Annotated in this window: 22 protein-coding genes; 14 read left to right on the top strand and 8 right to left on the bottom strand. The window is 59.8% G+C overall.

The genetic code is table 11. The features are described 5' to 3' along the window. Nucleotides 1–13 precede the first annotated feature (13 nt). The 6 genes from IGS68_RS35270 to IGS68_RS35245 all read right to left on the bottom strand — a co-directional run bounded on the left by IGS68_RS35270 (nucleotide 14) and on the right by IGS68_RS35245 (nucleotide 4,595). Nucleotides 14–283, bottom strand: a complete 270-nt coding sequence (locus IGS68_RS35270; protein WP_201083985.1) for a hypothetical protein — start codon at nucleotides 281–283, stop codon at nucleotides 14–16. Between the two features lie 17 nt (nucleotides 284–300). Next, nucleotides 301–630 (bottom strand): hypothetical protein, encoded by a 330-nt coding sequence (locus tag IGS68_RS35265; protein WP_201083984.1) that lies wholly within the window; start codon nucleotides 628–630, stop codon nucleotides 301–303. A gap of 72 nt (nucleotides 631–702) precedes the next feature. After that, nucleotides 703–1,632, bottom strand: coding sequence for an ATPase, T2SS/T4P/T4SS family (locus tag IGS68_RS35260; protein ID WP_206379366.1), 930 nt, complete (start codon nucleotides 1,630–1,632; stop codon nucleotides 703–705). Between the two features lie 10 nt (nucleotides 1,633–1,642). After that, the gene (locus IGS68_RS35255; RefSeq protein WP_206379365.1) at nucleotides 1,643–1,984 is read right to left on the bottom strand and encodes a hypothetical protein; all 342 of its coding nucleotides are present in this window, start codon (nucleotides 1,982–1,984) and stop codon (nucleotides 1,643–1,645) included. A gap of 2 nt (nucleotides 1,985–1,986) precedes the next feature. Further along, nucleotides 1,987–3,549, bottom strand: a complete 1,563-nt coding sequence (locus IGS68_RS35250) for a type IV secretory system conjugative DNA transfer family protein (RefSeq protein WP_201083978.1) — start codon at nucleotides 3,547–3,549, stop codon at nucleotides 1,987–1,989. Between the two features lie 221 nt (nucleotides 3,550–3,770). Further along, nucleotides 3,771–4,595, bottom strand: coding sequence for a hypothetical protein (locus IGS68_RS35245; protein ID WP_201083977.1), 825 nt, complete (start codon nucleotides 4,593–4,595; stop codon nucleotides 3,771–3,773). 338 nt (nucleotides 4,596–4,933) lie between these two features. On the opposite strand from IGS68_RS35245, the gene IGS68_RS35240 reads away from it, so the two are divergent. The 4 genes from IGS68_RS35240 to IGS68_RS35230 all read left to right on the top strand — a co-directional run bounded on the left by IGS68_RS35240 (nucleotide 4,934) and on the right by IGS68_RS35230 (nucleotide 7,714). Next, nucleotides 4,934–5,248: a hypothetical protein gene (locus IGS68_RS35240; protein WP_201083976.1), complete on the top strand. Its 315-nt coding sequence runs from the start codon at nucleotides 4,934–4,936 to the stop codon at nucleotides 5,246–5,248. Between the two features lie 112 nt (nucleotides 5,249–5,360). Then, nucleotides 5,361–5,663 carry a hypothetical protein gene (locus IGS68_RS35235; protein ID WP_201083975.1) on the top strand — a complete coding sequence of 101 codons (303 nt, stop codon included), beginning with the start codon at nucleotides 5,361–5,363 and terminating at the stop codon, nucleotides 5,661–5,663. Nucleotides 5,664–6,755: 1,092 nt separating this feature from the next. Next, nucleotides 6,756–7,271 carry a DUF6932 family protein gene (locus IGS68_RS36425; RefSeq protein ID WP_371822015.1) on the top strand — a complete coding sequence of 172 codons (516 nt, stop codon included), beginning with the start codon at nucleotides 6,756–6,758 and terminating at the stop codon, nucleotides 7,269–7,271. A gap of 2 nt (nucleotides 7,272–7,273) precedes the next feature. Continuing rightward, nucleotides 7,274–7,714: a helix-turn-helix domain-containing protein gene (locus IGS68_RS35230; RefSeq protein ID WP_201083974.1), complete on the top strand. Its 441-nt coding sequence runs from the start codon at nucleotides 7,274–7,276 to the stop codon at nucleotides 7,712–7,714. 67 nt (nucleotides 7,715–7,781) lie between these two features. Here the strand turns inward: IGS68_RS35230 and IGS68_RS35225 are convergent, their stop codons facing one another. Continuing rightward, nucleotides 7,782–8,486 (bottom strand): recombinase family protein, encoded by a 705-nt coding sequence (locus IGS68_RS35225; protein ID WP_201083973.1) that lies wholly within the window; start codon nucleotides 8,484–8,486, stop codon nucleotides 7,782–7,784. Nucleotides 8,487–8,646: 160 nt separating this feature from the next. Here IGS68_RS35225 and IGS68_RS35220 point away from each other — a divergent pair, with 160 nt between their 5' ends. The 10 genes from IGS68_RS35220 (at nucleotide 8,647) to IGS68_RS35175 (ending at nucleotide 23,869) form a co-directional block, all read left to right on the top strand. Continuing rightward, entirely contained in the window at nucleotides 8,647–8,826 is a 180-nt protein-coding gene (locus IGS68_RS35220; RefSeq protein ID WP_201083972.1) for a hypothetical protein, read from the top strand. 598 nt (nucleotides 8,827–9,424) lie between these two features. After that, nucleotides 9,425–9,667 (top strand): helix-turn-helix transcriptional regulator, encoded by a 243-nt coding sequence (locus IGS68_RS35215; RefSeq protein WP_201083970.1) that lies wholly within the window; start codon nucleotides 9,425–9,427, stop codon nucleotides 9,665–9,667. 60 nt (nucleotides 9,668–9,727) lie between these two features. Beyond that, nucleotides 9,728–12,325, top strand: coding sequence for a DUF3987 domain-containing protein (locus IGS68_RS35210; protein WP_201083969.1), 2,598 nt, complete (start codon nucleotides 9,728–9,730; stop codon nucleotides 12,323–12,325). A gap of 458 nt (nucleotides 12,326–12,783) precedes the next feature. Further along, nucleotides 12,784–12,942, top strand: coding sequence for a hypothetical protein (locus IGS68_RS35205; protein ID WP_201083964.1), 159 nt, complete (start codon nucleotides 12,784–12,786; stop codon nucleotides 12,940–12,942). Nucleotide 12,943: 1 nt separating this feature from the next. Beyond that, on the top strand, nucleotides 12,944–13,603 hold the full coding sequence (locus IGS68_RS35200) for a ProQ/FINO family protein (RefSeq protein WP_201083962.1): 660 nt from the start codon (nucleotides 12,944–12,946) through the stop codon (nucleotides 13,601–13,603). A gap of 82 nt (nucleotides 13,604–13,685) precedes the next feature. Continuing rightward, nucleotides 13,686–13,991, top strand: coding sequence for a hypothetical protein (locus IGS68_RS35195; RefSeq protein WP_201083961.1), 306 nt, complete (start codon nucleotides 13,686–13,688; stop codon nucleotides 13,989–13,991). Nucleotides 13,992–14,140: 149 nt separating this feature from the next. After that, a complete protein-coding gene (locus tag IGS68_RS35190) occupies nucleotides 14,141–14,674 on the top strand; it encodes a hypothetical protein (protein ID WP_201083960.1) in 534 nt (177 codons plus the stop codon). Next, a complete protein-coding gene (locus IGS68_RS35185; protein ID WP_201083959.1) occupies nucleotides 14,674–15,000 on the top strand; it encodes a hypothetical protein in 327 nt (108 codons plus the stop codon). Before IGS68_RS35190 ends, IGS68_RS35185 begins: the two co-directional genes overlap by 1 nt. Before the next feature lie 24 nt (nucleotides 15,001–15,024). Then, nucleotides 15,025–17,610, top strand: a complete 2,586-nt coding sequence (locus tag IGS68_RS35180) for a tape measure protein (RefSeq protein WP_201083958.1) — start codon at nucleotides 15,025–15,027, stop codon at nucleotides 17,608–17,610. 79 nt (nucleotides 17,611–17,689) lie between these two features. Next, entirely contained in the window at nucleotides 17,690–23,869 is a 6,180-nt protein-coding gene (locus IGS68_RS35175) for a Calx-beta domain-containing protein (RefSeq protein WP_201083957.1), read from the top strand. On the opposite strand, the gene IGS68_RS35170 is transcribed toward IGS68_RS35175, so the two are convergent. After that, nucleotides 23,866–24,078 carry a hypothetical protein gene (locus IGS68_RS35170; RefSeq protein WP_201083956.1) on the bottom strand — a complete coding sequence of 71 codons (213 nt, stop codon included), beginning with the start codon at nucleotides 24,076–24,078 and terminating at the stop codon, nucleotides 23,866–23,868. The two genes, IGS68_RS35175 and IGS68_RS35170, sit on opposite strands and share 4 nt — an antisense overlap. Nucleotides 24,079–24,117: the final 39 nt, after the last annotated feature.

Below are 24,117 nucleotides of genomic sequence, written 5' to 3'. Positions count from 1 at the left end.
GTTTTGCCTATGCCTAAACATCGAGATAGTCATCCCCGTCCATGATCTGGCGCACCAAGACATCAGGCCAGTAAGGGTCATCACGACTCAATCGACGCCCAATCTTCACGACCAGACCTGCAAAGAAACTGCCGATCAGTCCGATGATTAGACCGTTGATGAAGCTAGTGAGGACCATCGGAACCCAGGACCCCATCAAGAGGCAGAGGCTGAATATCCCCACCTTGATGTGGCATCCAAAGTATTCGGCTGGGCGCTCCAAACTCCGGTAGGAGCGCGCCACCCATTCGCCGCCTGGCCTCATGCGAACGAAAGACCAGTGAGGCGGCTCAGGATCGCATCCGCGTTAGCCAGCAGTGCGCCGCCGATCAGGATGAAAAGAAACGCTGCCGCAGCGCCCATGATGTTCCTCATGAACAGCAAGATGCAGCCGATGATGAAGCCGGCGATCGCGATCGCCGCCGCACCGAAATGGACCCAAGTCAGGCCGGTGGTGATGCCGGGAGCGAACGGGGCGTCTCCACCGCCGCCGTTCATGCTCCGCTGAGCAAGGGCAGGGCCTGCCATCAGCCCCAGGATGACGACTTCGGCCGCAGCGGCAGAGAGGATGTTTCGGATCTTGAGCATCATGATCTCCTAGTTGGTTGACTGTCATATAATGACAGGCAGAGTTAACCATAGGTACGGCTTCCGGTGCAATGGTCAGAACCGCTCGACCTGATACCGTCCGGCTGCATCCAGTGTTTTTCCGACCTTCGCAACTTCTGTGACGCGCCTGCCGCCCTCTTCGACCTGGCGGATGACCACGACCAGGTCCACGGCGTCGATCACGTATTGGCGGGCGACGGACGGCTCAATACCCGCTTCCGACAGGAGGAATTCCAGCCGGCCGAGACCACCCACGGCATCGTCGGCATGAATGGTGGTGAGCGAGCCGGGATGGCCACTGCGTGCCGCCTTGACCCAGTCCAGCGCCGAGGCGTCGCGGACCTCGCCGCTTATGATGCAGTCCGGTTTTCGCCGAAGCGCAGCCTTCAGGAGCTGCGTCTCGGTCATCTCGCCCGTGAAGGCGTAGACCACATTCCTGCCTGAAAACTGCAGTTCCTTCTGATCCTGGATGACGTAGACCCTGCGGTCGGGAAAAGGCGGCTCGGCTAGCACCGCATTCGCCAGCGTCGTCTTGCCGGCACCGGTCGATCCGACGATCAGGACCGTCCAGCGATCCCGCACAGCCTGGCGGATGATGGCGGCATGGTCGGCGGAGAGGATGCCGCGATCCTCGTAGTCAGCCAGCATGAAGATCTTCCCTAGTGGCTGCCGGATCGAGAACGACGACGGGCCATGCGCAGGAATAAGCGCTGCGAACCGTTCCCCTGTCGGCAGGTTGGCATCAACGCCGCCGCGGACGATCGGCCTGCCGTCGATGTCGCTGACGAGCTGGATGATCTTGCGGGACTGCGGCTCCGGCATGATCTCGCCCGTGTCGACCATCTGGCCATGTTCCTCCAGCCAAATCCTGCCGTCTTCGTTGCGGTGGATATCCGTGACGCCCGGTCTCGCGCGGGCATTGCGGATGATGTCGCCGTAGGCCCGGTCGAGCGCCGCTAACTTGCGGCGGACGCCCTCCGTCACGACGTCGACGTTACTCGGCAACATGGATTTGAGCCTTCATCTGCTCGACTTGTGCGAGGGCGCGTTGATACGCCTCCTCGTCCCCGTCGAGATCGTTGTAGAGCGCCGCGTTCTGCATGGCGCGGGTCATCACCGCATGGTCTATGACCTGGGCCAGCGCCGCCTCGATGCGGTTGGACACCTGATCCTCACGAGCCCAGAACCGAAAACCGTCACGAAGCAGCCGTTCGATGATCTCCGTCTTCTTGGCCGGGCGGCCATTCGCGCGATACCGTGCCACCACGTCCTGGATGGCATCGTCCAGTTCCGGCTCGATCCAGATCTGGAGGCGTCTTTTCCGTCGTATCGTCATCGTCAAGCAACCTTGGTCGGAGTGGAGAAGGCCTTCTTCGCCCGCGGCTTCTTCGGTGGAGCGGGCTCCGCAGTCTTGGTCGTGTCTGCCGGCTGCTCGGGCTCGGCCGGCGCTATCGTCGTCAGCGAGATGACCTTGCCCGCCCATGGGCTCGACCTGGTCGGGTAGGGCAGGTCCGGGTAAGTGCCGTCAGCTTGACGCATCGGCACGCACGGCATGGCCAGGCGCTTTTTTAGGATCGGGTCTTTGTAGTCCTGGACCTTGGTGGCCAGGATCGCGGGATGCCCACGGACGAGGATGACCTCCTCGTCGTCAGCCATCATGCGAACCATGCCGGGGTCCAGGATCAGGCGGTTGGTATCCGAACGGCTCCGCGTGCGGCTGCCGGTGATATCGAACGCCTTCTGGCTATAGCTCTTGGAAGTCCTGCGCTGATCGAACGTCCCGATAGCCTGTGAGATCGCGTCCTGGGTCATCTTGTCCGATGCGGCGAAATGGACTGACAGCCGGATGTTGTCGCGGAACTGGTTGTTCGGCCCGTATGGCGCCTGCTGGAGCGCCGACAGCGACTGCGCGCCGAGGAACATCGTGGCACCGCAGCCGACGATCTTGGTAATGGCCGTCTCTAGGATCTGCATCCGGAGCGACGGAAACTCGTCGATCATCATGAGCAGGCGCTTGCCCTTCACACGCCCGTCGCTGGTCTTCTTCGGGTTGGCTAGCACCGCTTGGATGAGCATGGACAGAAACATCGAGACGACTGGACGCACACGATCGTCATCGGATGCCGGCGTCGAGAGATAGAGGGTTACCGGTCGACCGTCAGGACCGGGCACCAGCAGATCAGCCAGGCGGAAGTCGGACCGACTGGTAACCTTCGCGACAAACTCTTCCTCGAACGCCTTCAGCCGCACGCGCGCGCTGTTGTACACCGACTGGCGGTACTTCATGCCCTCGTCGTTCTGGACGTCTTCGGCCGAGCTGCCGAACAGGCTTGTCGCCCGGTCCACGGCCACAGGATGCGACGCGGCCAGGACGATACGGCGAGCCCCCTCGTCGCCTTTGCTGATAAACCTCAGCACCCCCGACATGTTCTTCTCGCTCTCCGGCTCGGCGAGCAAGACATGCATGATCACCGCGCCGATGTAGCTGTCCGCCGCCGGCTCGAAGTGGCCGTCCGACCGCTCCGGCTTGGGGATCGACTGGACCAGGTTCTCGACATCGCGGGTCAGGAACTCTGTGCGCACCTCGTCGAGGAAATTGAAGTGCACGCCGTTAGGGTCGGTCAGGTCGAGGTTTAGGACATGGCTGAATGTGCTCCGCCAGCCGGACGTCTCCAGAAAAGCTTCTCCTTTTCCACCGTCATACGCTACGACTGGCCCGGCATAGGAGAGCAAGGTGGGTCTTATAAGACCGACGCCCTTGCCGCTCCGGGTCCCTCCGGTCACGAGGATCGGTTCCTGCTCCAGCCAAGTCAGTCGGCATTTCCCGATCCGCCCGACGACCATGCCGCTGTACCGGAGCTTCGGGTTCCGGGTCAGTCCGGCCGCCGTCGCCTCGGCCATTCCGCCCATCGCCCGCTTCAGTTCCTTGCGTGCAGCGACTAGCGCCCTGCGTGCAGAGATCCTGTCCCACAGGACGCCGGCACCTGCTCCAACGGCAGCGCAAGAGGCTGCGATAGCCACCGCGGAGCCTCCGACCATATACCTATTCGTCCACACCCAATCCTGCATCATGCGAGCCGTCCCCGCAGGGTCGTTCAGCAGGTATTCCACCCATGGCGTCGTCATAGCCCCCGTCCCTTCTTATTCGATTGTTCACGTGCCTGACCACGATCGCGGGTCTGCCGACGCTGGTACTCGACCAGCTCGGAAGCCGACATCGTGCCCAGCCTGCGGGTCGCGATTTCCTCCGCTGCAGCGCGAATGCCGTGCTGGATGTAACCCTTGTTCATGACCAGATCGGCGCCGGTATCGTCGACACCGCGGATCACCACGTGCGCGTGGCGGTTGTTCGGGTGCGCAGCGTCCGGCTTCTCATGGACCCCGGCGAACCAAGTCAGTTTGGTACCCAGTTCGGTTTCCATCCGTCCCATGACCTCCCGGACGTAGGAGCGGAACGCCGCCTCCTTAATCTCCGCTGCTCGCTCCGGGGTGACCGATCCGGGGGACCTGAGCCGGGCGCGCATGACCTCCGCGTCTCCAAATTTCGCGCCATCGTTCGGGCTAATGATGATCCTGAAGTGGTGCCGGTCATCCTTCCATTGCGAGACAACGGTGTGCCCCTTCACGTCGTCGGACTGCCCGTCGAACAGGGTCGCGGACACCGCCTGCTCACCCGCTCCAGGACGGGTGATGTAGTTCACGTGTCCATGCAGCTTGCCCATGGCATCGGGCGCGTTGTGCTTATGGTAGGAGAGCTTGGCAACAACTCTGCGGCGAAAAGCCGACACCGGCCCGCCCAGCGTGATTCCTCGGCGCTGAGCCATGCCGGCGCGCAGGTTGGGAAGCTTCAGCCTCGTCTTCGTCTCGCCAGCCACCCCACCGGACGGTCGGACATAGCGTCCGAGCACGTCGTCGGTGAGATCGTCCGGCAGCGGGATAGCCTTCATCACACCTCCTTGACTGTCATATAATAACAGTAACACATGGGAGCAATCTGGCAGTACGGTGTTTTTTGCGGCAGTACCCGACAGGCGCGGAAGGTGGGGGAAATCTCACGTGCGGGAGCGCACGGCGTTTTTATCTTGCATTACCCCCACCCCTACAGACCTCAAAACCATCTCTCCCAACCTCCCGTAAGCAGCGTCGACGTCCAGCGGTGACCGGCCGAGCCGACCTGGTGCGGATCGCCCTATGCGTCCTGCAGTGCCTGTCATATAATATCAGTCGTGTCGCTGCAATGGCGTTCACGCTGAGCCTATGGCCCACAACCGAAAGGGGAGTCCTGATGGACGTGAAAAAGTACGCATCCGAGGTGATGGACAGCTACGACAAGAACCGGGAGTACCGGAGCCGGGTCGCCTTCGCCCACGCTTCGAACCTGGAGAAGGACACCGGCTATGCAGTCGGCTTCACCGCGGCTTCCAGGATCGCCGACCAGTCCATGCACGCCTACGACCGTCACAAGGACAAGGGCGCCACTCATGAGCAGGCCAAGGAGAAGGCGTCTGACGAGATGGCAGCGCGCTTCAACTCGAAGGGGCGCGACCTGAACGAGCCGACGCGCCAGCAGCAGTACCGGTCAGCCTCTATGACCCTGTAAAGGCATGCCGTCTGACTGTCATTGATTATCAGTCAGACGGCAACGCTTTGGTGTTCGAGCCTTCCTCCCCATATACCGATTTCAAAATGTAAAACCTTTACGGGACCGACACGTGATCATCTTGACCCACAGCGGCGACCGCCTCGACCTCTCTGACCACATCCACCAGCTCGTGCGCCTGGGCGAGCAGACCAGCCTCTCCGACGATGACGAGCGGTTGGTCTACCGGCTTGGTCAGTGCATTAGCTTGGCTGCCGGCGCCAATGCTCCCCACGCCGTGCTGGTTCGTCTGCGGGATCGGATGACGCCGGAGCTATGGTCTCACGTCGGCTTCGTCTGGGCTGAGGCGGCAGAGCGCCCCTATGTCGATCAGGACGGCAATCCCACGTATCGCCCGCCGGTAGTTGCCGCGTGAGTCAGTCGAGCCGGGCCATCGAGCACGGCGAAGCAACTCGTCATGGTTGAACGTCAGGTCGGTTCGCGGGGAACCGGATGCGGAGCATCTGGGCGGAACCGACTTGACGCCCACACCCGAAAGACATGCTTTCCTGCCCCTGGTTCGATGAAATCGGACCGGGGATGCCCCTCGGCGAGAGCCCTTAAACTATGGGCAAATTCCATAGTTTTGGCGAAAAAGCAAATTGGGACAATGCGTTAGTCGAAGGTGTGGTCGAAATGACCATACCGTTCGATGCCAGATCAGCCGGCAACGAAAACCAGCCCCTCAGTCAGGTTACGGTGGGAAATTGCCGGATTTCCCGGCAGTATCGTCAATGAAACCAACCAAAACAATGCCTTAGCAAATGCCCCTGTGGAGGGCATTCGAAGCCGGATTGGCCCGCATCGAAAATATGGCCTACAGGCACATTATGGTGGGAAATTCCCACCATTCCCGCCGCTGCGTCCATCCTCAGAATTTCCGAGGATGACGTTGTGTAGCAATCCCACAACGATCGACGCACCTAAAGTACATGATCTTATTGGTAGATGTATCTCGAAAACAATGGGCTACTTTACGGCAGCAAAAGAGAGGCCGCCCTCGAAAGGCGGCCCGAGTTCAGGGAGGAAAGTCCAATAAAGACATTGCAGCATCACTGCCGCAATGCAACAATGGTAATCGTGAAACTTAGTTGCAACCCATAAGCAGGTTCTAATGCCTGCTTATTCTTTTTTGTCTATTTAAGACTCTATTTATAGGTACAAACCATCGCAGTTGTGCTCGGTCGCGGGGAACCGTCCACAGGGAGCGAAGCGACTGAGGATGGGCGGACCGGGCTTGATGCCTACACCATAGAGACATCCTGCCGTCCTCCCCGGTCGATCCCATCGACCGGGAACGCCCCATGGCGAATGGGATAGCTTTTCCTCACGTCCTTACTTAATACGGAAGTAGCTACTTGACAAGCTTGTCAAGTAAGAACAATATGTCATGCAGGCTCAGGGAGATCTACATGTCGGTAATTCCACAGTTCGATGCTGATGGGCTCCTCCCACCGGGGATTATGAAGTGACATTCAGCGAGCTCCGTCAGTCAGTGTTAGTACAAGGACCTACCGACAGAACTATGTATCCGTCCTGGGATGAACAGTGGCGATTGAAGTTGGTTAACAATTTGGAGGTATTAACACGACAGCTGTGGAAAGTCGGAATTCGAGAGGTCTTTACAGACGGGTCTTTTGCAGAGGATAAGGACCATCCCAATGATATTGACGGATATTTCGTCTGTAGTGATCTGGAGTCATATTGGAATGGCGACTTAGTTAGAGACTTGAATGTGCTTGATCCTCATAAAATCTGGACGTGGGATCCTGCATCACGGAGACCCTACCAAGGGTATCCAAAGAAGCAACTACCGATGTGGCATACGTATCGAGTTGAACTTTACCCACACTTGCCAGGTCTCGGTTATGGATGCGGCATCCTAGACAAACATGGAAATGAACTCGAATTCCCTTCTGCCTTCCGTCAGTCACGCCGCGATGGAAAGGCAAGAGGGATCGTCAAAATCAAGTTTGGGGGGTAGCAATGATCCGTAATGACAAAGAACATCAAGAAGCAGTTAGTCGCCTAAAGGCTGAACGTGCAAGGTTGGATGAGCATCGCGCCAATCTCACAGCTGTTGGGCTTGATGCTGATGAGATCAAAAGAGTCATGGACCCTATGATTTCATTCCATCTTCAGCTTCATGAAGAAGTTGAAAGCTATGAACGCTTGAAGCGAGGTGAGTTTGATGAATTAGAAAATTTGCGTGGTCTGGGGCATCTGCTTGTCTCCTTGCGTATTGCGCGCGGCATCTCACAGCGTGAGTTGGCTGCTAAGCTTGGTGTTCATGAGTCTCAGGTTTCACGTGATGAGCGTAACGAGTATCACGGGGTCGCAGTGGACCGCGCGATAAAAGTGCTCGACGCTCTTGGTGTTCGCCTCACAACACATGTCGAGATGGAGCCGCTGCGTGAGGCTGCATGATCTAACAAACTTAGAGCGCTCGGTAACTTACCGCCGGGCGCTCTAACGCCTATCCCTCTCCACCAGATCACCCCTCCTTCGCCGCCCGTGCCGCAGCGGTCGCCTCGTCCATCTGCCGGCGAAGGACGGCCGACACCTGAGATGCCGTCCACTGGCCGCCGGTAACGGTGGTGAACCCACGGCGAGCAAGTTCCCTGGCGGTGGCACGGAGCGACAACCCGGAACGCTGCATCTCCTGAACCGCAGGCAACACCATGGCAGCGTGCGCGGCCGCCTTCTTCGACCAGGCCGCCGCTGCTGTCGCTGCCCGTTGCCGATCAGCGGGGCGAAGACTGGCCCGGTTCCCGAGCGGGAGACCGCGCGCCTTCCTGGCGGCGAGCGCAGCCTTCGTCCTGGCGCTGATCGCCTTCGCCTCCTCCTCGGCGACCAGGGCCATGATGCCAATCGTCAGCCGGTTCGCGAACGGCATGTCAGCAGCGAGAAACTCAACGCCGGATTTCTCCAGGCCGAGCAGGAAGTGCGCGTCGCGGGCCAGGCGGTCGAGCTTGGCGATCAGGAGGACGCTGCCCGTCATGCGACACATCAGCATCGCCGCGGCGAGCTGCTGGCGGTCGGACTTCCGGCCGCTCTCGATCTCCCGGTACTCACCGATCACCTGGGCATCCCGGCCGGCGAGGAACGCCGTCACCGCAGCCTGCTGCGCCTCCAGGCCGAGGCCCGATCGTCCCTGCCGCTGAGTGCTGACCCGGTAATATGTGACGAACCGCTGCACTGGTCATACTCCGTCTGATTCCGTCGAACGAGCGTTCCAAGGAATCATACAGGCACCGTGACTCAGCCCAAAGGGCGGTTTCTACCCGGATCGGAATTTTCCTGACTTCTCTTGCAAACCTGGCGTTTAAAATGGTTTTGGCGAAAATATGGAGGTTAAGATGGCTTACCAGGAAGATGACGTCTTCGGTCGCAACTGCGAAAAAGTGGCAAATGGAATGGACGAGAAAAAAGCAGAAGACCGAACAGCGAAATTTGAGCGGAGGCTGAAGATCACGCTGACGATAGCTGTGGGTGTATCTGCTGCGCTTTACGCGATGAAAGTCATCGGCGGCATGTAGCACGAGATAGCTCAAAACGTCCCGGCGCCGAGACGTTTCGAACTCTCCTCCCGGCGGAGAGTTTCGACGCCTGAAAATTTGTACCTTTTACGGACAAAAATCTGTTGCAATCGCACCCGATAAATTTGACAATCCGAACAGCCCGAGGTGCAACCGCACCACCAAGCCGCCAGGATCGCCTGAGCGGCTTTTTTTGCGTCCGCGTTCAGCCGGAGACAATCATGCCGCCACCGTCCCCCGCGCCGCCTATCAATCCAGACTGGATCACGCGAGAGCAGGCCGCTGCCATCCTGGGCGTTTCAGCCAAGACCATGGAACGTCGCGATCGACTTGGGCTCGGACCCGTACCAGTACGGCTTGGCCGACGCTGTGTCCGATATAGCCGGCAAGAAGCCGAGTCGCTGGCCGCCACTGCCGCTACGCTGTAGCAATCTACTTCCAAATTGCAGATTTCTGAGCCCGGATACTTGCCATTGGCAACATTTCCTGTGCTCCGCCGACCCCCGCCCTAAGTTTTCCACCTACCGCATGGCTGGATTCTTGCCAATCTTCGCTGTTTGTCCCAGAATGGGGACGAACGGTTCGGATTGGTGTGACCATGGAACGCAGTAGATCGGCGATACGCGAAGAAGTCGGCAGATCTCCTAAGCTGGCAGGAAAGAAATTCCTGACACCTGAAGAGCTTGCCGAACTTTTGGATATATCGCCTAAAACCCTTCAGAAGTGGCGTGCTCGCAAGACCGGACCACAACATATACGTGTGTCCTATCGAGTAATACGCTACGAATTGGAGGAAGTGGAAAGGTGGCTGGCCACACGTGCTGAACAGACAGCGCACTAACAGCCGCAAAAACTTAGGGCGGTGCTCAACCCCAGCACCGCCCCAGCATCGAGTTTTTACATGCACACTGAGAATATCGTATCCCCCGGATACGTCAAGGCTGATCAGCAACCGGTTGACAGGATTGACGAATTCTTTCGTACAATGAATGCCATAGCCCTTCCGATGAAGGGGCAAGGCAAGATGGTCCTCACCGGATTTGGTGAGAACCCAACGACCGGGGCTCGGCTATCACCCCGGATCGCTCACTTCGAAATCGGCGAACATAGAGCCATGGCGGCGATGTCCAGGAATTGGACGAAAGAGCGCCATCGAAACGTTTATTGGCTTCTTGCCATCGTTCGACCGGATCTCTCGCCGCGGCTTAAAGCGTCGGAAGCAGACATCGTCTGGAGCCTGGGCATCGTCGCCGACTTCGACGATGAACATGCCCTAGACTATGCATCCAGACTACCTATAGAACCTTCCATGGTTCTGGAGACGTCCAGAGGGCGATACCAAGCCATCTATCTTTTCGATAAGCCTGTAGATCCCGTTCGTGCAAAGGCCATTGCTGTCCGCGTTCAGGCACATTCCAACTGTGACTACTGCACGAAAGACGTTTGCCATGTCTGGCGGATACCAGACACGAACAACTGGCCGACCAAGAAAAAGATCGCTGAAGGCCGAGACCCTTCACCACAGAGGGTGCGGGTCGTTTCCGAATTTTGCGGGCTTGTGCATTCCCCAGAGGAAATGGAAGCGGCATTTCCTGATTTGATCAAGAATGAGCTGGTTAAAGCTGTAAGGCCGGTAGTTCGGACGAAGGACAGACATGAGCTTCCAGAATATCTTCTTCGCAAGATGGAAGAGGATGTTCAGGTCGGGAAGCGATCAGAGCGCGCGAAACTCGTAATCACCAGTATGCTGGAGCTTGGCTGGTCCACTGAAAGTATCGTTAGCAAGCTTCTTCAATATCCCAATGGCTTCGTCTCCCGGTATGGGAACGAAAAACATCTACGAGATGATGTTGAGAGGATCAGCAGCAAAGGCTTCAAACTGAAGACTGAGGATGAAGTCTCCCAGAGCTTCAAACCTCCTCCGAAAGTAGCCAAGCAACCTGAAAAGACTGAACCTCCGTGTGAGCCACAGCCCCTGCCCGTTGATATTTTTGGTGACACCAATATCGCGGGAATTCCGGCAATGCCGGCCGGATGTGTGCCGCCAGTTTTGGAAGCCTTTGCCAAGGATTCATCCGAGTTGCTTGGCGTTGATCCGGCTATGATCGCCACTGGCTGCTTGGTCGCGGCTGCTGCCGTCATTGATGACGCCTATCGTCTCCAGCCCAAGGTCCATGACACGAACTGGACAGAGTCAGCGCGGCTGTGGGGTGCTTTCATCGCGCCTCCCAGCGCGAAAAAGACCCCAGCTCTTTCCGCCGTGATGAAGCCCCTGCACAACCTGGATCACGACTACGCCGAGATGGACGCGCCGATCCACGAACAGTATGCGATCGACGAGAAGATCTATCTCAAGAAGATGGAGGCTTATACATCGGCCGTGGCCCGAGGCGAGGAATGCCCACAGCCGGTCAAGCCCGATAAACCACCCCGGCGCCGCAAGGTCGTCAACGACGTGAATATCGCCTCCCTGGGCGAAGTGCTAGCCGATAACCCGAGAGGGATCATCGTCGAAAACGACGAGCTGGTGAGCTGGGTCGGATCAATGGACGCCAGCAAGGATACCAGCGGTGCGGGGAAAGATCGGTCTGAATGGCTGATGACCTACAACGGCGGGCGCCATACTGTAGACCGCATCAAACGGGGAAACATCCGCATTCCCAATTGGTCTGCCTGCATCATCGGCACCATTCAGCCGGGGAAGATGCGCGAGATCTTCGGAAAGATGGGTGATGACGGCTTGCTTCAGCGCTTCATGCTGGTCCATGCCCAACCGTCCAGTCGCGGGATCGACCGGGCTCCCAATCGGCCCGTGACTGACCGGTATCATTCAGTGATCAGGATGCTGGAGACCATGTCTCCCTGGGAGGGTAAACCTCCCTTTCTGCTGTCGGAGGCCGCACAGGCTGAGCGCACGACCGTGCTGGATGTGATCGATATGATCCACATTCTGCCCGACTCTCCAGAGCCTCTGAAATATCACCTCGGAAAGTGGGATGGGCTGTTCGCGCGTCTCTGCCTCACCTTTCACATGGTGGAGGCAGTGTCGGATGGCATCGAGCCCCCCAATACGGTCTCCGGGGAGACCGCCAGGCGCGTTGCCCGGTTCATGCTGGACCTGCTGCTGCCCAACCTGATGCGGTTCTACCGTGACCTCTGCAACGCCAGTCCCAACCTTGAACTGGCACGCTGGATCGCCGGCTACATCATCGCTCATGGCAAAACCAAAATTACCCAGCGCGACATCTACCGTTCCTATTCCAGTAACCTGCGGGATAAGCCGAACCTGATCACGGACGCCATGAGGCTTCTCGATCTGGCAAGTTGGGTCACGCCGGTCGAGAACCGGAACGGCAAGGATGTTTCCGAGTGGATCGTCAACGAGGCTGTCCACAGCGTGTTCGCGAAACGCGCCGCTGCTGAAAAGGCCCGGCGCGATGAAATCAAAGCCAAAATCGCCGCTGCAAGCCGCGTTTTGGGCCTGCGGGAGGGTGCGTGATGTCCATTTACGACCGCGCCCGTGAAGTGCTGGTTTCGAGCGTCCCAAGTGTCAGTACCCACCCACTGACAGTTAGGACGCGGCATCAGACCGTCCCAAGTGTCAGTGACCCCACGGTGACAGTTAGGACGTTTCAGAAAAACCGTTATAGAACAGTAGCCTACAAAACACTGGCAGGGTCTGAGACCGTCAAAAACCGCATTGGAGAGGGAATCCACAGAGAGGGTGAAGCCTCAAAAAGCCCTGATTTTTCAAAGGTTCCGCAGGAAGTGTCCCAACTGTCACTTGCGCGCGTGGGGAATAAGGAGTCGTCTGAACAATACCCTTATACCTCATGTGGTCATTCTCCCTACCTATCGCCTCTCCAGACCCCTCCCCAGAACTCTCTCACGCGCGTGAGTGACAGTTGGGACGCTTCCCGGCGGCCTGTACTCGATCGATCCATCAGAGATGCGATCATGACCGGTGATCCGGTCCGCATCGCTGCTGTGGTAGCTGCTGAACCTGCTTTGGCCGAGCGCGCAGCCATCCGGGAGATCGATGGCGGCATGTCCCGGTCGGATGCCGAAATAGCCACCCTGTTTGACCTGGTCGAGGAGGGCGGCTATGTGCTCTGAGATGACCAAAGCAAGCGACGACACCTTGCGGCTGATGGAGCGGCTGCGCCTAGTCGTGGACCCATTGCCACCCGTTTTCCCGACACCCGAACATCCAGTTATCCGGCCGCTGGCTCTCGGCTCTGGACCGGCATTGCAGGAGCGCGTCCAGTCACGCAACGACATGCCGGAAGGTAAGGCGTCGAGTATCGTCGCAAGGGTTTTGCGTGCCTACGTCCGGCGCCCCGAATACAATGCTGCTCTGGCTGCTCCTGGGGCATGGCGTCACGATCTCGAAGGCAATCCTACGGAGCCGGTGACTGCCGAACACAGCGCCTTTGCCTTATCCAAGCTTGCGCCCCAACCTGCCCCTGGACCGAAGAAGGAGACGATCGTCGTGAAGATCCCGGCGATGAAGGTGAACCTCATGGTGCCGCCATCCGAAATCCGCTTTATCGCTGACACGGTGAAGACTGTGGATCTCACGTTCGATATGGGAGATGGCCGGAAATACGTCGCTCCGATGAGCGGAAAGAACTGGCGCCGGGCATTCCGCCAGTTGACCGAAATCCAAGCGACTGGGGCAGAAGCAGTGGTGATCCTTCAAGGGCGCCTCGTTTCTGGAGGCGTCATTGAGGGTGCCGGATTGACTGTCCAGCAGAAGCTGTCGAAGGCAGGCTGACACCATAAACAGATTGTTGAATCAACAACTTGCTCCTGTCCCCAGGCCCCGCTTCGGCGGGGCTTTTTCATTGGAGGCATCCATGCCGATTGACGAAGATCTTCTCACCGAGCGGATGGCCGAGCGGGCAAGGCTGGAGCGCGATATCTCCCGGCGAGCGCTGCTCAATCCCGGCGATCTGGAGGAGCTTTTGTTGCGATTGACCGACACCGTCGAGGAGATCGACCTGGCGCTCCGTTCCGACGCGGCTCGCGACGAACCTGACACCCCCGAACGCATTTCCTGGCGAGCCCGAGCCCGACACGCACTGGCGCAGTATAGGCTTTCGCTCGCACAGGTGCAGCGCCGGAAGGAGCATGTTCTATCAAGAGGAGGTCAGCAGACATGATCTAAAATAGCACGATTCGTGTACATTTAAGCCGCCGCTGAGCGGCTTTTTTCATGCGCGCATGCCGCGATTACAGATGCGAAATCTGTTGCGCGGCGGGAACTTAGCGACGAAAATTGATTAAGTCTTGAACAAGAGGAAAGTAAGACATGGCAACCAGCACTTACGATTTCGATGAAGACCAGGCTGATCAGATCCGGAAGCTGAAGGACGAGGTCATTTCGCTGAAGGCGAGCCTCATCCGGTCCGAGGATGCGCACCGGCTTACCCGTGTCCGCTATGCACTCCAGGAAGAAGCCAAGAAGCAAGGCGTGCTGCCGACAGCGGTCGAGGATGCCGTCAACCGTGCCCTGAGGATGGGAGAGTGGCAGGTCGATGCGAAAGGCGGGATCACGCTCAAGGAAGCCTCCGGTTTGAACGCCATCAACGGCCGCGGCGATACGATGACTCCGGCGCTCGCCATCAAGGAGCAGAAGGAGACCGCGGACCATCTCTATGTGAAGCCAGCCGGTGCGTCGAACGGATCGTCTGCCGGCACGAAGAACCCGTTCGTCAAAGGCTCTCCAGATTGGAATCTGACCGAGCAGGGGCGCCTGGAACGGGAGAACCCCGACTTGGCCCGCCAGCTCGCGGCCGAGGCCGGCGTGACGCTTCCTCCGGCTCCCAAGAAGTGGGGGTGGTAATGGCCCGCAAGACCTTCCCCATCGTGCTCGGTGACCGAACTTTCCTGCTCGACTTCGACTGGCCTGCGCTGTCGCAGATCTATCGGGACTACGGTCCGACCCGCGACCTCTTCGATCCCGAGGTGCTGGGCGGCATCGTGCTGATCGGTCTGAAGCGGCACCACCCGGACGTGACAGCGGACACGCTGACCGCGGCCAGCCCGCCCATCGTGCAGGTCGTCGCCGCCGTCGATAGGGCGCTCCGCTACGCTTACGACGGCGTAGACACGGCCGAAGAGCCCCCTGCCCCCGCTACTCCCCCCGCTGCTTCGCCCGAAGCGGCCTAATCCTCTCGCGCCTGGAGGCTCCCGATGGCCGATCACTCCATCAGAATATCAATCGACTCATCGGGGGCCGAAAGCGGCGCCAATCGGGTCTCCCGCAGTCTGAAGCAGATCCAGGACTCCGCGACCCGGACGGTCGGCCGCGGCGACGGCATCAAGATCGGCATCGACGGTTCCGGTGCCGAAACCGGCGGCCGGCGCGTCTTGCGCACGCTGGAGCAGATCCGCGACGAAGCGCGGCGCTCGGCGAACATCAACATCAAGATCAACAACGACAATGCGACCAAGAGCCTCCGAGACGTCCAGGGCGAAGCCGTCCAGGGCACGGCAGCGCTGACGGCCATGAGCGGTGCAGCGCGCGGCCTGGTCGGGGTGTTCGCCGCGCTGCAGGCTGCCGATCTGGGGCGGGAGATCGTCAACACCACAGCCCGGTTCCAGGATCTGCAGACCCGGCTGGAGACGCTGACCGGCAGCAGCGAGAAGGCAGCCGAGGCGCAGCGCTACCTTTCGGAAACCGCGCAGAGGATGAGCACCGACTTCTTCGCCCTCTCCGACAGCTACGTGAAATTCCTACCGCTGATCAAAGCCGGCGTGATTTCGACCGAGGAAGCCCGCACGACCTTGGAGGGGTTGGGCAACATGGCCGCCGCGACCGGTGCCAAGGCCGACCAGCTCGGAAATGTGATGTACGGCCTTGGCCAGGCTCTCAGCAGTCCGAAGACAAACGTTGAAGACCTGAACCAGGTGGTCGAGCCCCTGCCCGGACTGCTGCAGGAACTGGACAAGGCTGCCGGCTTGCCTTCCGGCGGCTTCAAGAAGATGGTCGCGGATGGTCGCGTCACCGCAGCGTTCTTCAAGCAAACTCTCATCACGGCGTTGCAGGAGTACCAGGGCGCCGCGGAGAAGACAGCGGGGAATATCAACGCGACTTCGACACGCATGAAAAATGCTTGGGATCAGCTCCTGAACACAGTCGGCCAGAAGGTCGAGCCCGGCATCACTGCGACTCTCGAAGTGGTGACTATGGCGATCGGAGGACTGGAGCGTGGCATCCTCGGTCTGATCCGCGGTCTGGACGGTGTCTGGAATGGCGTTCAGCGGATCGCCGCGCTGATAAAGAACTTGGACTGGTCCGCGCCGATCGAGAGCTTCTCCGGCGCATGGGAGAAGGCGAAAGCCGACAACCAAGCGATGCCGGTCGTCCCGGCGCTGGGGGCTGCACAGGGCGCCGCACCGACCCGACCTGGCCCGACCATCCCCAGAGGCGCGACACTGCTGCCTGAAGGCGGCGGCAAGGGCGGCGGAGGTAGGGGCGGTAAGAGCGATGCCGTTCGCGAACTGGAGAACCGGCGAAAAGCCTTCGATGACTTGCTGGTCCGATATTCCGATGAGACGGATGCGATGGCGTATCAGTCGCTCCACTACGGCCAGCAGGCACAGGAAATCGACCGGCTCACGGCTCAGTATAAGCTTTGGAACGCCGCGAAGGAGGCAGGGGTCCAGAAGGACCAGGTCGTCATCGACCAGATCGCTTCGGTGTCCACGGCATGGGCGCAGGCGCAGGAGACCGCTCGCCAGAACGCCGAAGCCGAGCGGCTCCGCGCCGATGCTGTGGCTGAGTCTGCTTCCATCTACGAGCAGACCCTTTCCCCCATCCAGCAGTACCAGGCCGGATTGGCGAAGCTGACCGATTTGTTGAACCAGTTCTCTGCGACCAACGGCGAGGTCGGGATCTCGCAGGAGACGTTCAACCGCGCGCTTGCTGACATGCGCACCCAGCTTAATGGCGATGCCGCGCAGGTGTTCGAGGATACCCGCACCGAAGCGGAGCGCTATTCGGCGGCATTGGCGAAGCTGGAGGAGATGGCTCGTCTCTACATCGAGACGAACGGCCAACTCGGTATCAGCCAAGAAACGTTCAATCGAGCGTTAAATAAACTGCAGACTGGGGCAGTATCTGCGACCCCTGCACTTGATGATCTGGTCAACTCCATTCCGACTGTCGGCGCTGCTCTTGATATTGCAGCACGGAATGGTCTGCTGTCATTTGAAGACGCACTTGTGGACATCGTCACCGGGGCGAAAAGCGCCAAGGAAGCGTTCGCCGATATGGCTCGGGCCATTGCGCAAGATCTTGCGCGCATGGCTATCAGGATGGCGATCATCAAGCCGTTGGGGATGGCACTCGGCATTCCCATGCTCCACACCGGAGGCATCGTCGGCCGGGAGTCATCAGGTACGAAGCGCGTCTCCGCATTTCATACAGGCGGAATTGCCGGCGGCGCGGCGCCCATGACCCGCACCTTGCCGCCAATCGGCGATTGGAACAGATATCATGCCGGGGGCTTGGCCAGTAACGAGGTGCCGGCGGTCCTGCAGGCCGGTGAGGGAGTGTTCACCAAGCAGCAGATGGCGGCTCTGGCTCCAGCCGGTGGTGGCGGACACAACATCAACATGCCGATCAGCGTCACTGTGGGGCAATCTCCCGGCGGAGATCCTGGAGCGGGCGAAAGACAAGCAAAGATGATCGCGCGCCAAGTCCAACAGGCCATGGATGATAATCTGATGAAGGCTCTCAGGCCCGGCGGGCTCCTGAACCAGAACGGGTACTAATAATCACTTAACACATTCCTGATCTTCAACAACGCCAGCGGCGCTTGAATGCGCTGCTGGCGAACACTTGGATTTTGCCATGAATTGGTTTTTCGTCCCCGCGCCTCCCGTGATTCCTCCGGCTGCTGCGGAAGATTGGAGTTTCGGCACTACGGTTCCTGACGACTGGACCCTGACCAGGTCGGCCGCAGCGCTGGGACGTGGGGTGGATGGACGGTGGACATCCTACGCCGCCGACACACCCAGGCCATACCACGACCCGGTCACCCTGGAGCACCGGGGCATCCTGATCGAACCGGAGCGGATGCAGTATGTCTTCGCCAGTCGTCGGCCTGCCTACACCGCAGCGAGGGCGACCAGTACCTATGATGCTGAAGTGCAGACGCCATTCGGATTGGGCTCTCTGAAGTTAACGCCGACGACCGAGTTGAATAGCCACGGCTTTGACTTTTTTCTTACCAGTCCTCGTGCGGGGAATGTCCCTGATAACAGTACCGTTGCATTTCAGCTAACTTTCCGGATGGTCGGCGCTTACACGCGCATGATCTTTCATATTCTGAACAAGGCGAACGTCTATAAGTCCGTAATCGTCAATACGGAGGGCAACGGGTCCATCGTTTCGTCCTCTGTGGTCCGGGCGACGATTGAACGGGATACCGACGGGTTTCACACCCTCAAGGTGGTCGCTGATCTTGCTGCAGGGGCCACGGTTCCCGCGTTCAATGCATCCTTCGCCACGGATGATACGGGTTTTAGAAACTTCGCGGCTGATGGCACCAGCCACGCCTTCGTGGCTTACCTGGGTGTGGAAGTCGGAGCGGAGGCTACATCGCCGATCGTCTCCAACGGGACGACCACGGTGGTTCGGCCAGGGGATAGCCTTGTCAGTCCCACCCCGTTGTGGTTGGGCTCTGCTGGGCCGAGCAGCTTTGCGTTGCAGTACACTCCTCTGGCGAGCAGCACGCAGACCATTCTCCAGGCCGCTGGCGATGACAGCCTGACGCTGCGGAATGCGCCGGACAGCGTCAGCTATGTCGTGTTTGCAGAGGGTGTGAACGCCGCGGCTGTCAACGGAACCGCGCCGGCAACGGGCGTTCAGCGCACTATCGTCTTCACGACCGATTACCATGCGCACTGGTTGGCTCAGGATGGGGTCAGGCTCGGCTTCGGCAAGAGCGGAAACCCTGCGAAGGGGTTCACCTCCATCCGCATTGGAGCGACGGCGACAGGTGCGGCGGGTGGTCCCATGCTCGTCCAGCGCCTGAAATACTGGCCACTTGGGCTCGACCGCGATGCCGCGAGGGACTTCTCCGGCGACATCACGATCCCTGGAGATCCGCCCGAGCAGGCGCTGCCGGTCCTGGACATCCAGCCCGCCATCTCCGTCCGGCCGACCGAGAACTTGGTCGAGCTGGTCGTCACGCTGACCGGGGAGTCCCGCGGCGCTCGGGTCGAGTACCGGACGGTAGATGGGACAGCTATTGCCGGAGATGACTATGTCGGCTCTGCGGGCATCGTCATCATTGAGCCAGGACAGACCAGCGGGTCGATCACCATCCCCCTTCCCGCTCGCGGTACGGAGGCGGACAAGGCGTTCGCGATCGAGCTTTTCCGCCCGGTAGACGCGACGCTCGGCGGTGCTCAATGCGTAGTCACCCTGCAAAAGGTCATTCCGACCGGTCCCATCGCTACCACGCAGACCAGCTTCGGCGTCACGCTGCCTCCCGAATGGACGCTGACACGCACGACCGCGGCGCGGACTCGAAACAGCGCCGGCATCTGGACCAGCGTCGCCGCCAACGCTTACCGCCAGCACTACATCGCCCCCGGCATCAGCGGCCTACTGCTGGAGCCCGCATTGGCGGAGCAGCGCCTGTTCGACAGCGTCGATCCAGGGTGGGCGGTATCCGCCGCCACCAAGGCAATTGACAGCACCACGCAGGTCGCCACGGGCACCAGGTCGCTCCTTTGGCGAGAAGATGCCACAACGGCGGAGCACCGCGCGACGCTGACGCTTACGACCACGAACGCCGACATGCCCACAGGCGAGTTCACGGCCTGGCTGCTAATCCGCCCGGTTAACCGGCCTTACCTGCGGCTTCGGATCAAAGGGGTCGACAACGTTTGGAAACAGGTCCGCTTCAACCTGACCGGCACGGGGACCATAGTCTCCCAAGATCCCGGCATCATCGTTTACTGCCAGCAGGATCCATTCTTTCCCGACTGGTACCAGATCGGTATGGATCGCCCACAGGCGACCTCAGCAGGGGTCAGCGCGGTCGTCGAGCTGATCAGCGAAGACGATGCCGGCGCCACGTCGATCCTGGGTAGCGCGGACAGCGGGTTCGACCTTGCTCATGTCCAGCTTGAAGTCGGCGCGGGCATGACCAGCCCGATCGTCGCATCGGGTGCCACGGCTAAGACCATCAGGGATCGCGACATCCTCAAAGCTACTGCCGCCGATACCTGGTACAAGGTGCCGAATTATAGCATGGGCATCAGATATATTCGGCTGCGCAGTCAACCCAACATTCAGCTATTGGCTCAGGTCAAAGACACAAGCCTTTCCGGCTCCACAGATGACAACTCGATATTGGTGGAAAATAATGTTGTAAGAGGGCGCATCCGTATTGGAAGTGTCGCGCTTAATCCTATCGAAATTCTTGCCCCAAACGTCGTTGGTATCGTCTCGACTGTCCTGATGACGGTCGATAGTGCAGCAAAAATTTCGTTGTTCAGTGACGGCATCAAGGCCGGCGAGGTCGCTGTGGGAACGGGCGGAGTTGCCGTGCCCAAGACCCCAGCCGTGCTGCGCGTCGGGGCGACGGAGCCCTCCGGTTTGAATGCGGCATCTTTCCTTATCCAGGACATCTTCCACTGGGATCACCCGCTGCTGGATGCCGATGCGCTGTTGTTCTCGGGCAATCTTGCCTACGTGCCTCCGACCGGGCCTGCTCCGCTCCCGGTCGTCAGCGTCCCCACGGCGCTGTCCGTGGTCGAGGGCGGGACGGTCAATGTCACCATCAACAAGGGCGGCAGCGGCGCATGCTCCGCATGGGTCAGGTCCAAGGCGGTCAGCGCCACGCTCGGCCAGGACTACCAGGGTATCGAGCCGCAGATGGTGTCCTTCGCCGCCAACGAGACCACCAAGACTGTCTCGCTGGTCACGCTGGCCGACACGGCGGCCGAGGCGAATGAACAGGTGCAAATCCTGATCTACGATCCGGTCGGCTGCACGCTCGGCACCTCTACCTGCACCGTCACCATCGAGGACAAGGCGACCGTCACGATCCCGGATGCGGTGACTATCTACGAGGGCACGCCCCAGGCGCTGACGCTCACCAAGTTCGGTTCTGGCGCCTGCTCCGTCACCGTCCGTAGTGACGCGCCGGCAGGATCGACTTCCACGCACGAAAACGAGGTCGTCGCCGAGATCCTGGGCATATTCGCAGGCTATGTCCCGACCAGCACGATCTGGGTCTCGACCACCGGGTCGGACACCACCGGCACCGGTTCGTCCTCGGCGCCCTACAAGACCATCGCCAAGGGGGTCGGCGCTGCATCTCCAGGCACCCGCGTCGTCGTCAAGGCCGGCACCTATACCGGCAGCGTCAACCTCGGCAGCGTCTATGGGACCGCGACCAAGCCGATCCTGATTGAGTCCGAGACGCCGCTGGGCGCCATCATCGTGGGCGACTCCACATCGTTCGGGCTTCAACTCTACAAGTTCAACTATGTGAAAATCAGCGGCTTCGACATCCGCTGCAACTACATCGGCACCGGGGACTTCGGTGGCTGCAAGATGCACGGCTCAGTCAGCACGCCGTCGTCGCATCTCTACTTCACCGGCAACAAGATTTCCGGCAAGGGCCAGGACGGTTTTAAGCTGTTCGCCGGCTCCAAGCGGTGCCTGGTGATCGGCAACACGATCAACGGCACATGGACGGCCGAGTCCATCGACTTCGTGCAGGTCGAGGACACGGTAGTTGCCTACAACACCGTGTCGGATACTCACGGCACGACCACGATGACGATGAAGGCCGGCACCCGGAATATCGAGGTCGTGGGCAATCTGTTCGCCGGCACCGGCTCGGGATGCAGGATCGGCGGCTCGGGAAGCTCGCGCTGCGACCGCAATTTCCCGTCCTACTGGACCGGGGATGCCGATATTCCGAAGGGGTATGAGGCATACAAGGTGACCTTCCACCACAACCGGGTGGAAGCCAGCGGCAACACCTCGATCACCTTCATGGGTGCCGTGCAGTGCTCCGCGACCAACAACTACTTCAGCCGCAACATCGCCGTCACCCAATGGGTCTATCAGTGCCCGGTTCAGTCTGATGGCTCACCCGGCATGCTGATCGACCACAAGTCCAGCAGCAACACCATCACCAATAATGTCTTTGCCTCCGCTCCCGACATCGACGTCGATAGCGGCAACGGCACCAACACGACCACGACCCCCAACACCCAAGGCACCACCAAGCCGGATGCGGGGAATGTGGCATCCTTGATCACCGCCTACCTGGGCGGTACGACCACGACGCCAACCGGGCAGGCCACGCCGGGCACCGACTACACGGCCATCGCGCCGACCGTCATCTCGTTCGCGGCCAATGAGACGACCAAGACCGTCACGCTGTCGGCCGTGGCTGACACCATCACCGATCCCGATGAGACGTTCCGGGTGCTGCTCTCCGACGCCGTGGGTTGCTCTATCCTCAACGCGGCGTGCACGGTCACGATCAAGGAAGGCGCCCCGCCGGTCGAGGAGCCGCCGCCGACCAACGCCATCTATACCAGAGCTGACGGCTTCGCATCCGCCGCGGCCTGTGGCACCGGCTATCCGATCCACCGAGTCACGAACTTGAACAACTCGGGCGCCGGCAGTCTGCGCGAAGGCGTGGACAAGGGCGACGTGATGATTGTGTTCGAGGTGGCCGGGCGGATCGCGCTCACGTCCGACCTGGTGTTCAAGTCCAACACGACCATTGCAGGAGAGACCGCGCCCGCACCGGGCATAACCATCGCCAAGAAAGAATTCAAGATCCAGGCATCAAACGTTCGGATCTCACACGTTACTTTCGAGAAAGGATACGCCGCCGATAACCTGGGAAACAGCGACTGCGGCAAGATCGCGCCGGGGACGTCGAGCGGTTCCGGTCCCAACGGGAAGTTCAACGGCACGCCGACTGTTACGTCGAACGTCCATTTCTATCACTGCTGCTTCCTGTGGGCGATGGATGAGATTGTTGAACACTGGCCTTCTCTTTCCCGCCGGATCGATGGCATCAGCTATCACGACTGCATTTTTGCCGAGACCTTGTATCTACCTCGGAGTTACGATAGCAGCCTTTCCAACCATGCGAAGGTAAAGCCTTCGAGCGGCGCAACTCAAGATAATCATAACTATGGGGTGATCTTGGGCTACAATACGCGGAGGGTGGATATCCAGAACTGCCTGTTTCAAGAATTTGTTTGGCGGTGTCCTTGGATTGATCATTCAACCAGCGTAGTGCTCGGGAATAACATCAGTAATAATTGCAGGAACGGCGCCACTATTCAACACAACAGGGATGCTCGCAGGGCCAGCACTGATACAGCGACAAAGCCGCTACCGAACGACTGCGTCTTCCAGGTGACCGTCCGAGGCTATCTGGCGATCTCCGGACCGGATACTGGTGCCGGACCTTATGGAGGATTCCGGATACACGCCTACGTGAACCCTTTGCCGGATAACTCTGCGATCTATGTCTCGAACTTGTATGGCTGGAAGGGCGGCGCCAGCTCCAGCACTTACATCACGCCAGACGACGAGATCATCTATTCGAAGTCAGACAAGCCGTACTGGAACGACGGTACCACCAAGCGCGATGTCGTCGTTACAACGATCCCGATCAACACACCGACCGCGATCAAGCCGCTATCCGCGGATGAGATCTATAACCGTGCGCTCCAGAACATCGGCCCCAGGCCGAAGGAACGCGCCGCCGGATCGACGTTGCCGTTCAATCCCAACGTCGCGCGGACGGTCAAGCGGTTGAAGGACAAAACCGGGAAGTTTGTCAACCATGAGTTGGAGGTCGGAGGCTTCTACAATCCGACCAAGGTGGATCGGAAGTTGGATGCTAACACGACCTTTCCGGACGGGACCAAGCCGGGCGCACCGCCGGCACAGCCGCAGCCATCCACGGCGACCAGCCGCGCGGCCATGGAGACCTGGTTGGAGAAGTTCCGCGCGCAGGTCCAATACGACTAGGTCTCGCAGCGGGCGACGCCGCTCCAGAACCATGCCGCATGGGTGTTCGACGCCCAAGCGATTATCGCAGTCGCCCGGCGCCCAGCCTCGGCCTCGTCGAGATCCGGCCGAAGTCGCATCACCTCTCCCCGGGCCGCACGCCAGGCATCCACCTCCAGCAGGCGCAGCCGGCGGGCGGTGCGGTAGGCAAGCGCCACAGCGCGCTGCATCTCGACATCAGCGTCAGGAATGGGCGTGGCCGGCGTGAT

This window comes from Skermanella sp. TT6, assembly GCF_016653635.2.
GTDB classification, from domain to species: domain Bacteria; phylum Pseudomonadota; class Alphaproteobacteria; order Azospirillales; family Azospirillaceae; genus Skermanella; species Skermanella cutis.
The sequence above is the reverse complement of the archived record's forward strand: the minus strand, read 5'-3'. Positions and strand labels throughout refer to the sequence as shown.

Excerpts from the sequence above, each read along its gene's own strand:
- IGS68_RS35265 (WP_201083984.1), bottom strand. The coding sequence starts at position 630 with ATGATGCTCAAGATCCGAAACATCCTCTCTGCCGCTGCGGCCGAAGTC.
- IGS68_RS35255 (WP_206379365.1), bottom strand. The coding sequence starts at position 1,984 with ATGACGATACGACGGAAAAGACGCCTCCAGATCTGGATCGAGCCGGAA.
- IGS68_RS35250 (WP_201083978.1), bottom strand. The coding sequence starts at position 3,549 with ATGGCCGAGGCGACGGCGGCCGGACTGACCCGGAACCCGAAGCTCCGG.
- IGS68_RS35245 (WP_201083977.1), bottom strand. The coding sequence starts at position 4,595 with ATGAAGGCTATCCCGCTGCCGGACGATCTCACCGACGACGTGCTCGGA.
- IGS68_RS35240 (WP_201083976.1), top strand. The coding sequence starts at position 4,934 with ATGGACGTGAAAAAGTACGCATCCGAGGTGATGGACAGCTACGACAAG.
- IGS68_RS35230 (WP_201083974.1), top strand. The coding sequence starts at position 7,274 with ATGATCCGTAATGACAAAGAACATCAAGAAGCAGTTAGTCGCCTAAAG.
- IGS68_RS35220 (WP_201083972.1), top strand. The coding sequence starts at position 8,647 with ATGGCTTACCAGGAAGATGACGTCTTCGGTCGCAACTGCGAAAAAGTG.
- IGS68_RS35215 (WP_201083970.1), top strand. The coding sequence starts at position 9,425 with ATGGAACGCAGTAGATCGGCGATACGCGAAGAAGTCGGCAGATCTCCT.
- IGS68_RS35210 (WP_201083969.1), top strand. The coding sequence starts at position 9,728 with ATGCACACTGAGAATATCGTATCCCCCGGATACGTCAAGGCTGATCAG.
- IGS68_RS35205 (WP_201083964.1), top strand. The coding sequence starts at position 12,784 with ATGACCGGTGATCCGGTCCGCATCGCTGCTGTGGTAGCTGCTGAACCT.
- IGS68_RS35200 (WP_201083962.1), top strand. The coding sequence starts at position 12,944 with ATGACCAAAGCAAGCGACGACACCTTGCGGCTGATGGAGCGGCTGCGC.
- IGS68_RS35195 (WP_201083961.1), top strand. The coding sequence starts at position 13,686 with ATGCCGATTGACGAAGATCTTCTCACCGAGCGGATGGCCGAGCGGGCA.
- IGS68_RS35190 (WP_201083960.1), top strand. The coding sequence starts at position 14,141 with ATGGCAACCAGCACTTACGATTTCGATGAAGACCAGGCTGATCAGATC.
- IGS68_RS35185 (WP_201083959.1), top strand. The coding sequence starts at position 14,674 with ATGGCCCGCAAGACCTTCCCCATCGTGCTCGGTGACCGAACTTTCCTG.
- IGS68_RS35180 (WP_201083958.1), top strand. The coding sequence starts at position 15,025 with ATGGCCGATCACTCCATCAGAATATCAATCGACTCATCGGGGGCCGAA.
- IGS68_RS35175 (WP_201083957.1), top strand. The coding sequence starts at position 17,690 with ATGAATTGGTTTTTCGTCCCCGCGCCTCCCGTGATTCCTCCGGCTGCT.
- IGS68_RS35170 (WP_201083956.1), bottom strand. The coding sequence starts at position 24,078 with ATGCAGCGCGCTGTGGCGCTTGCCTACCGCACCGCCCGCCGGCTGCGC.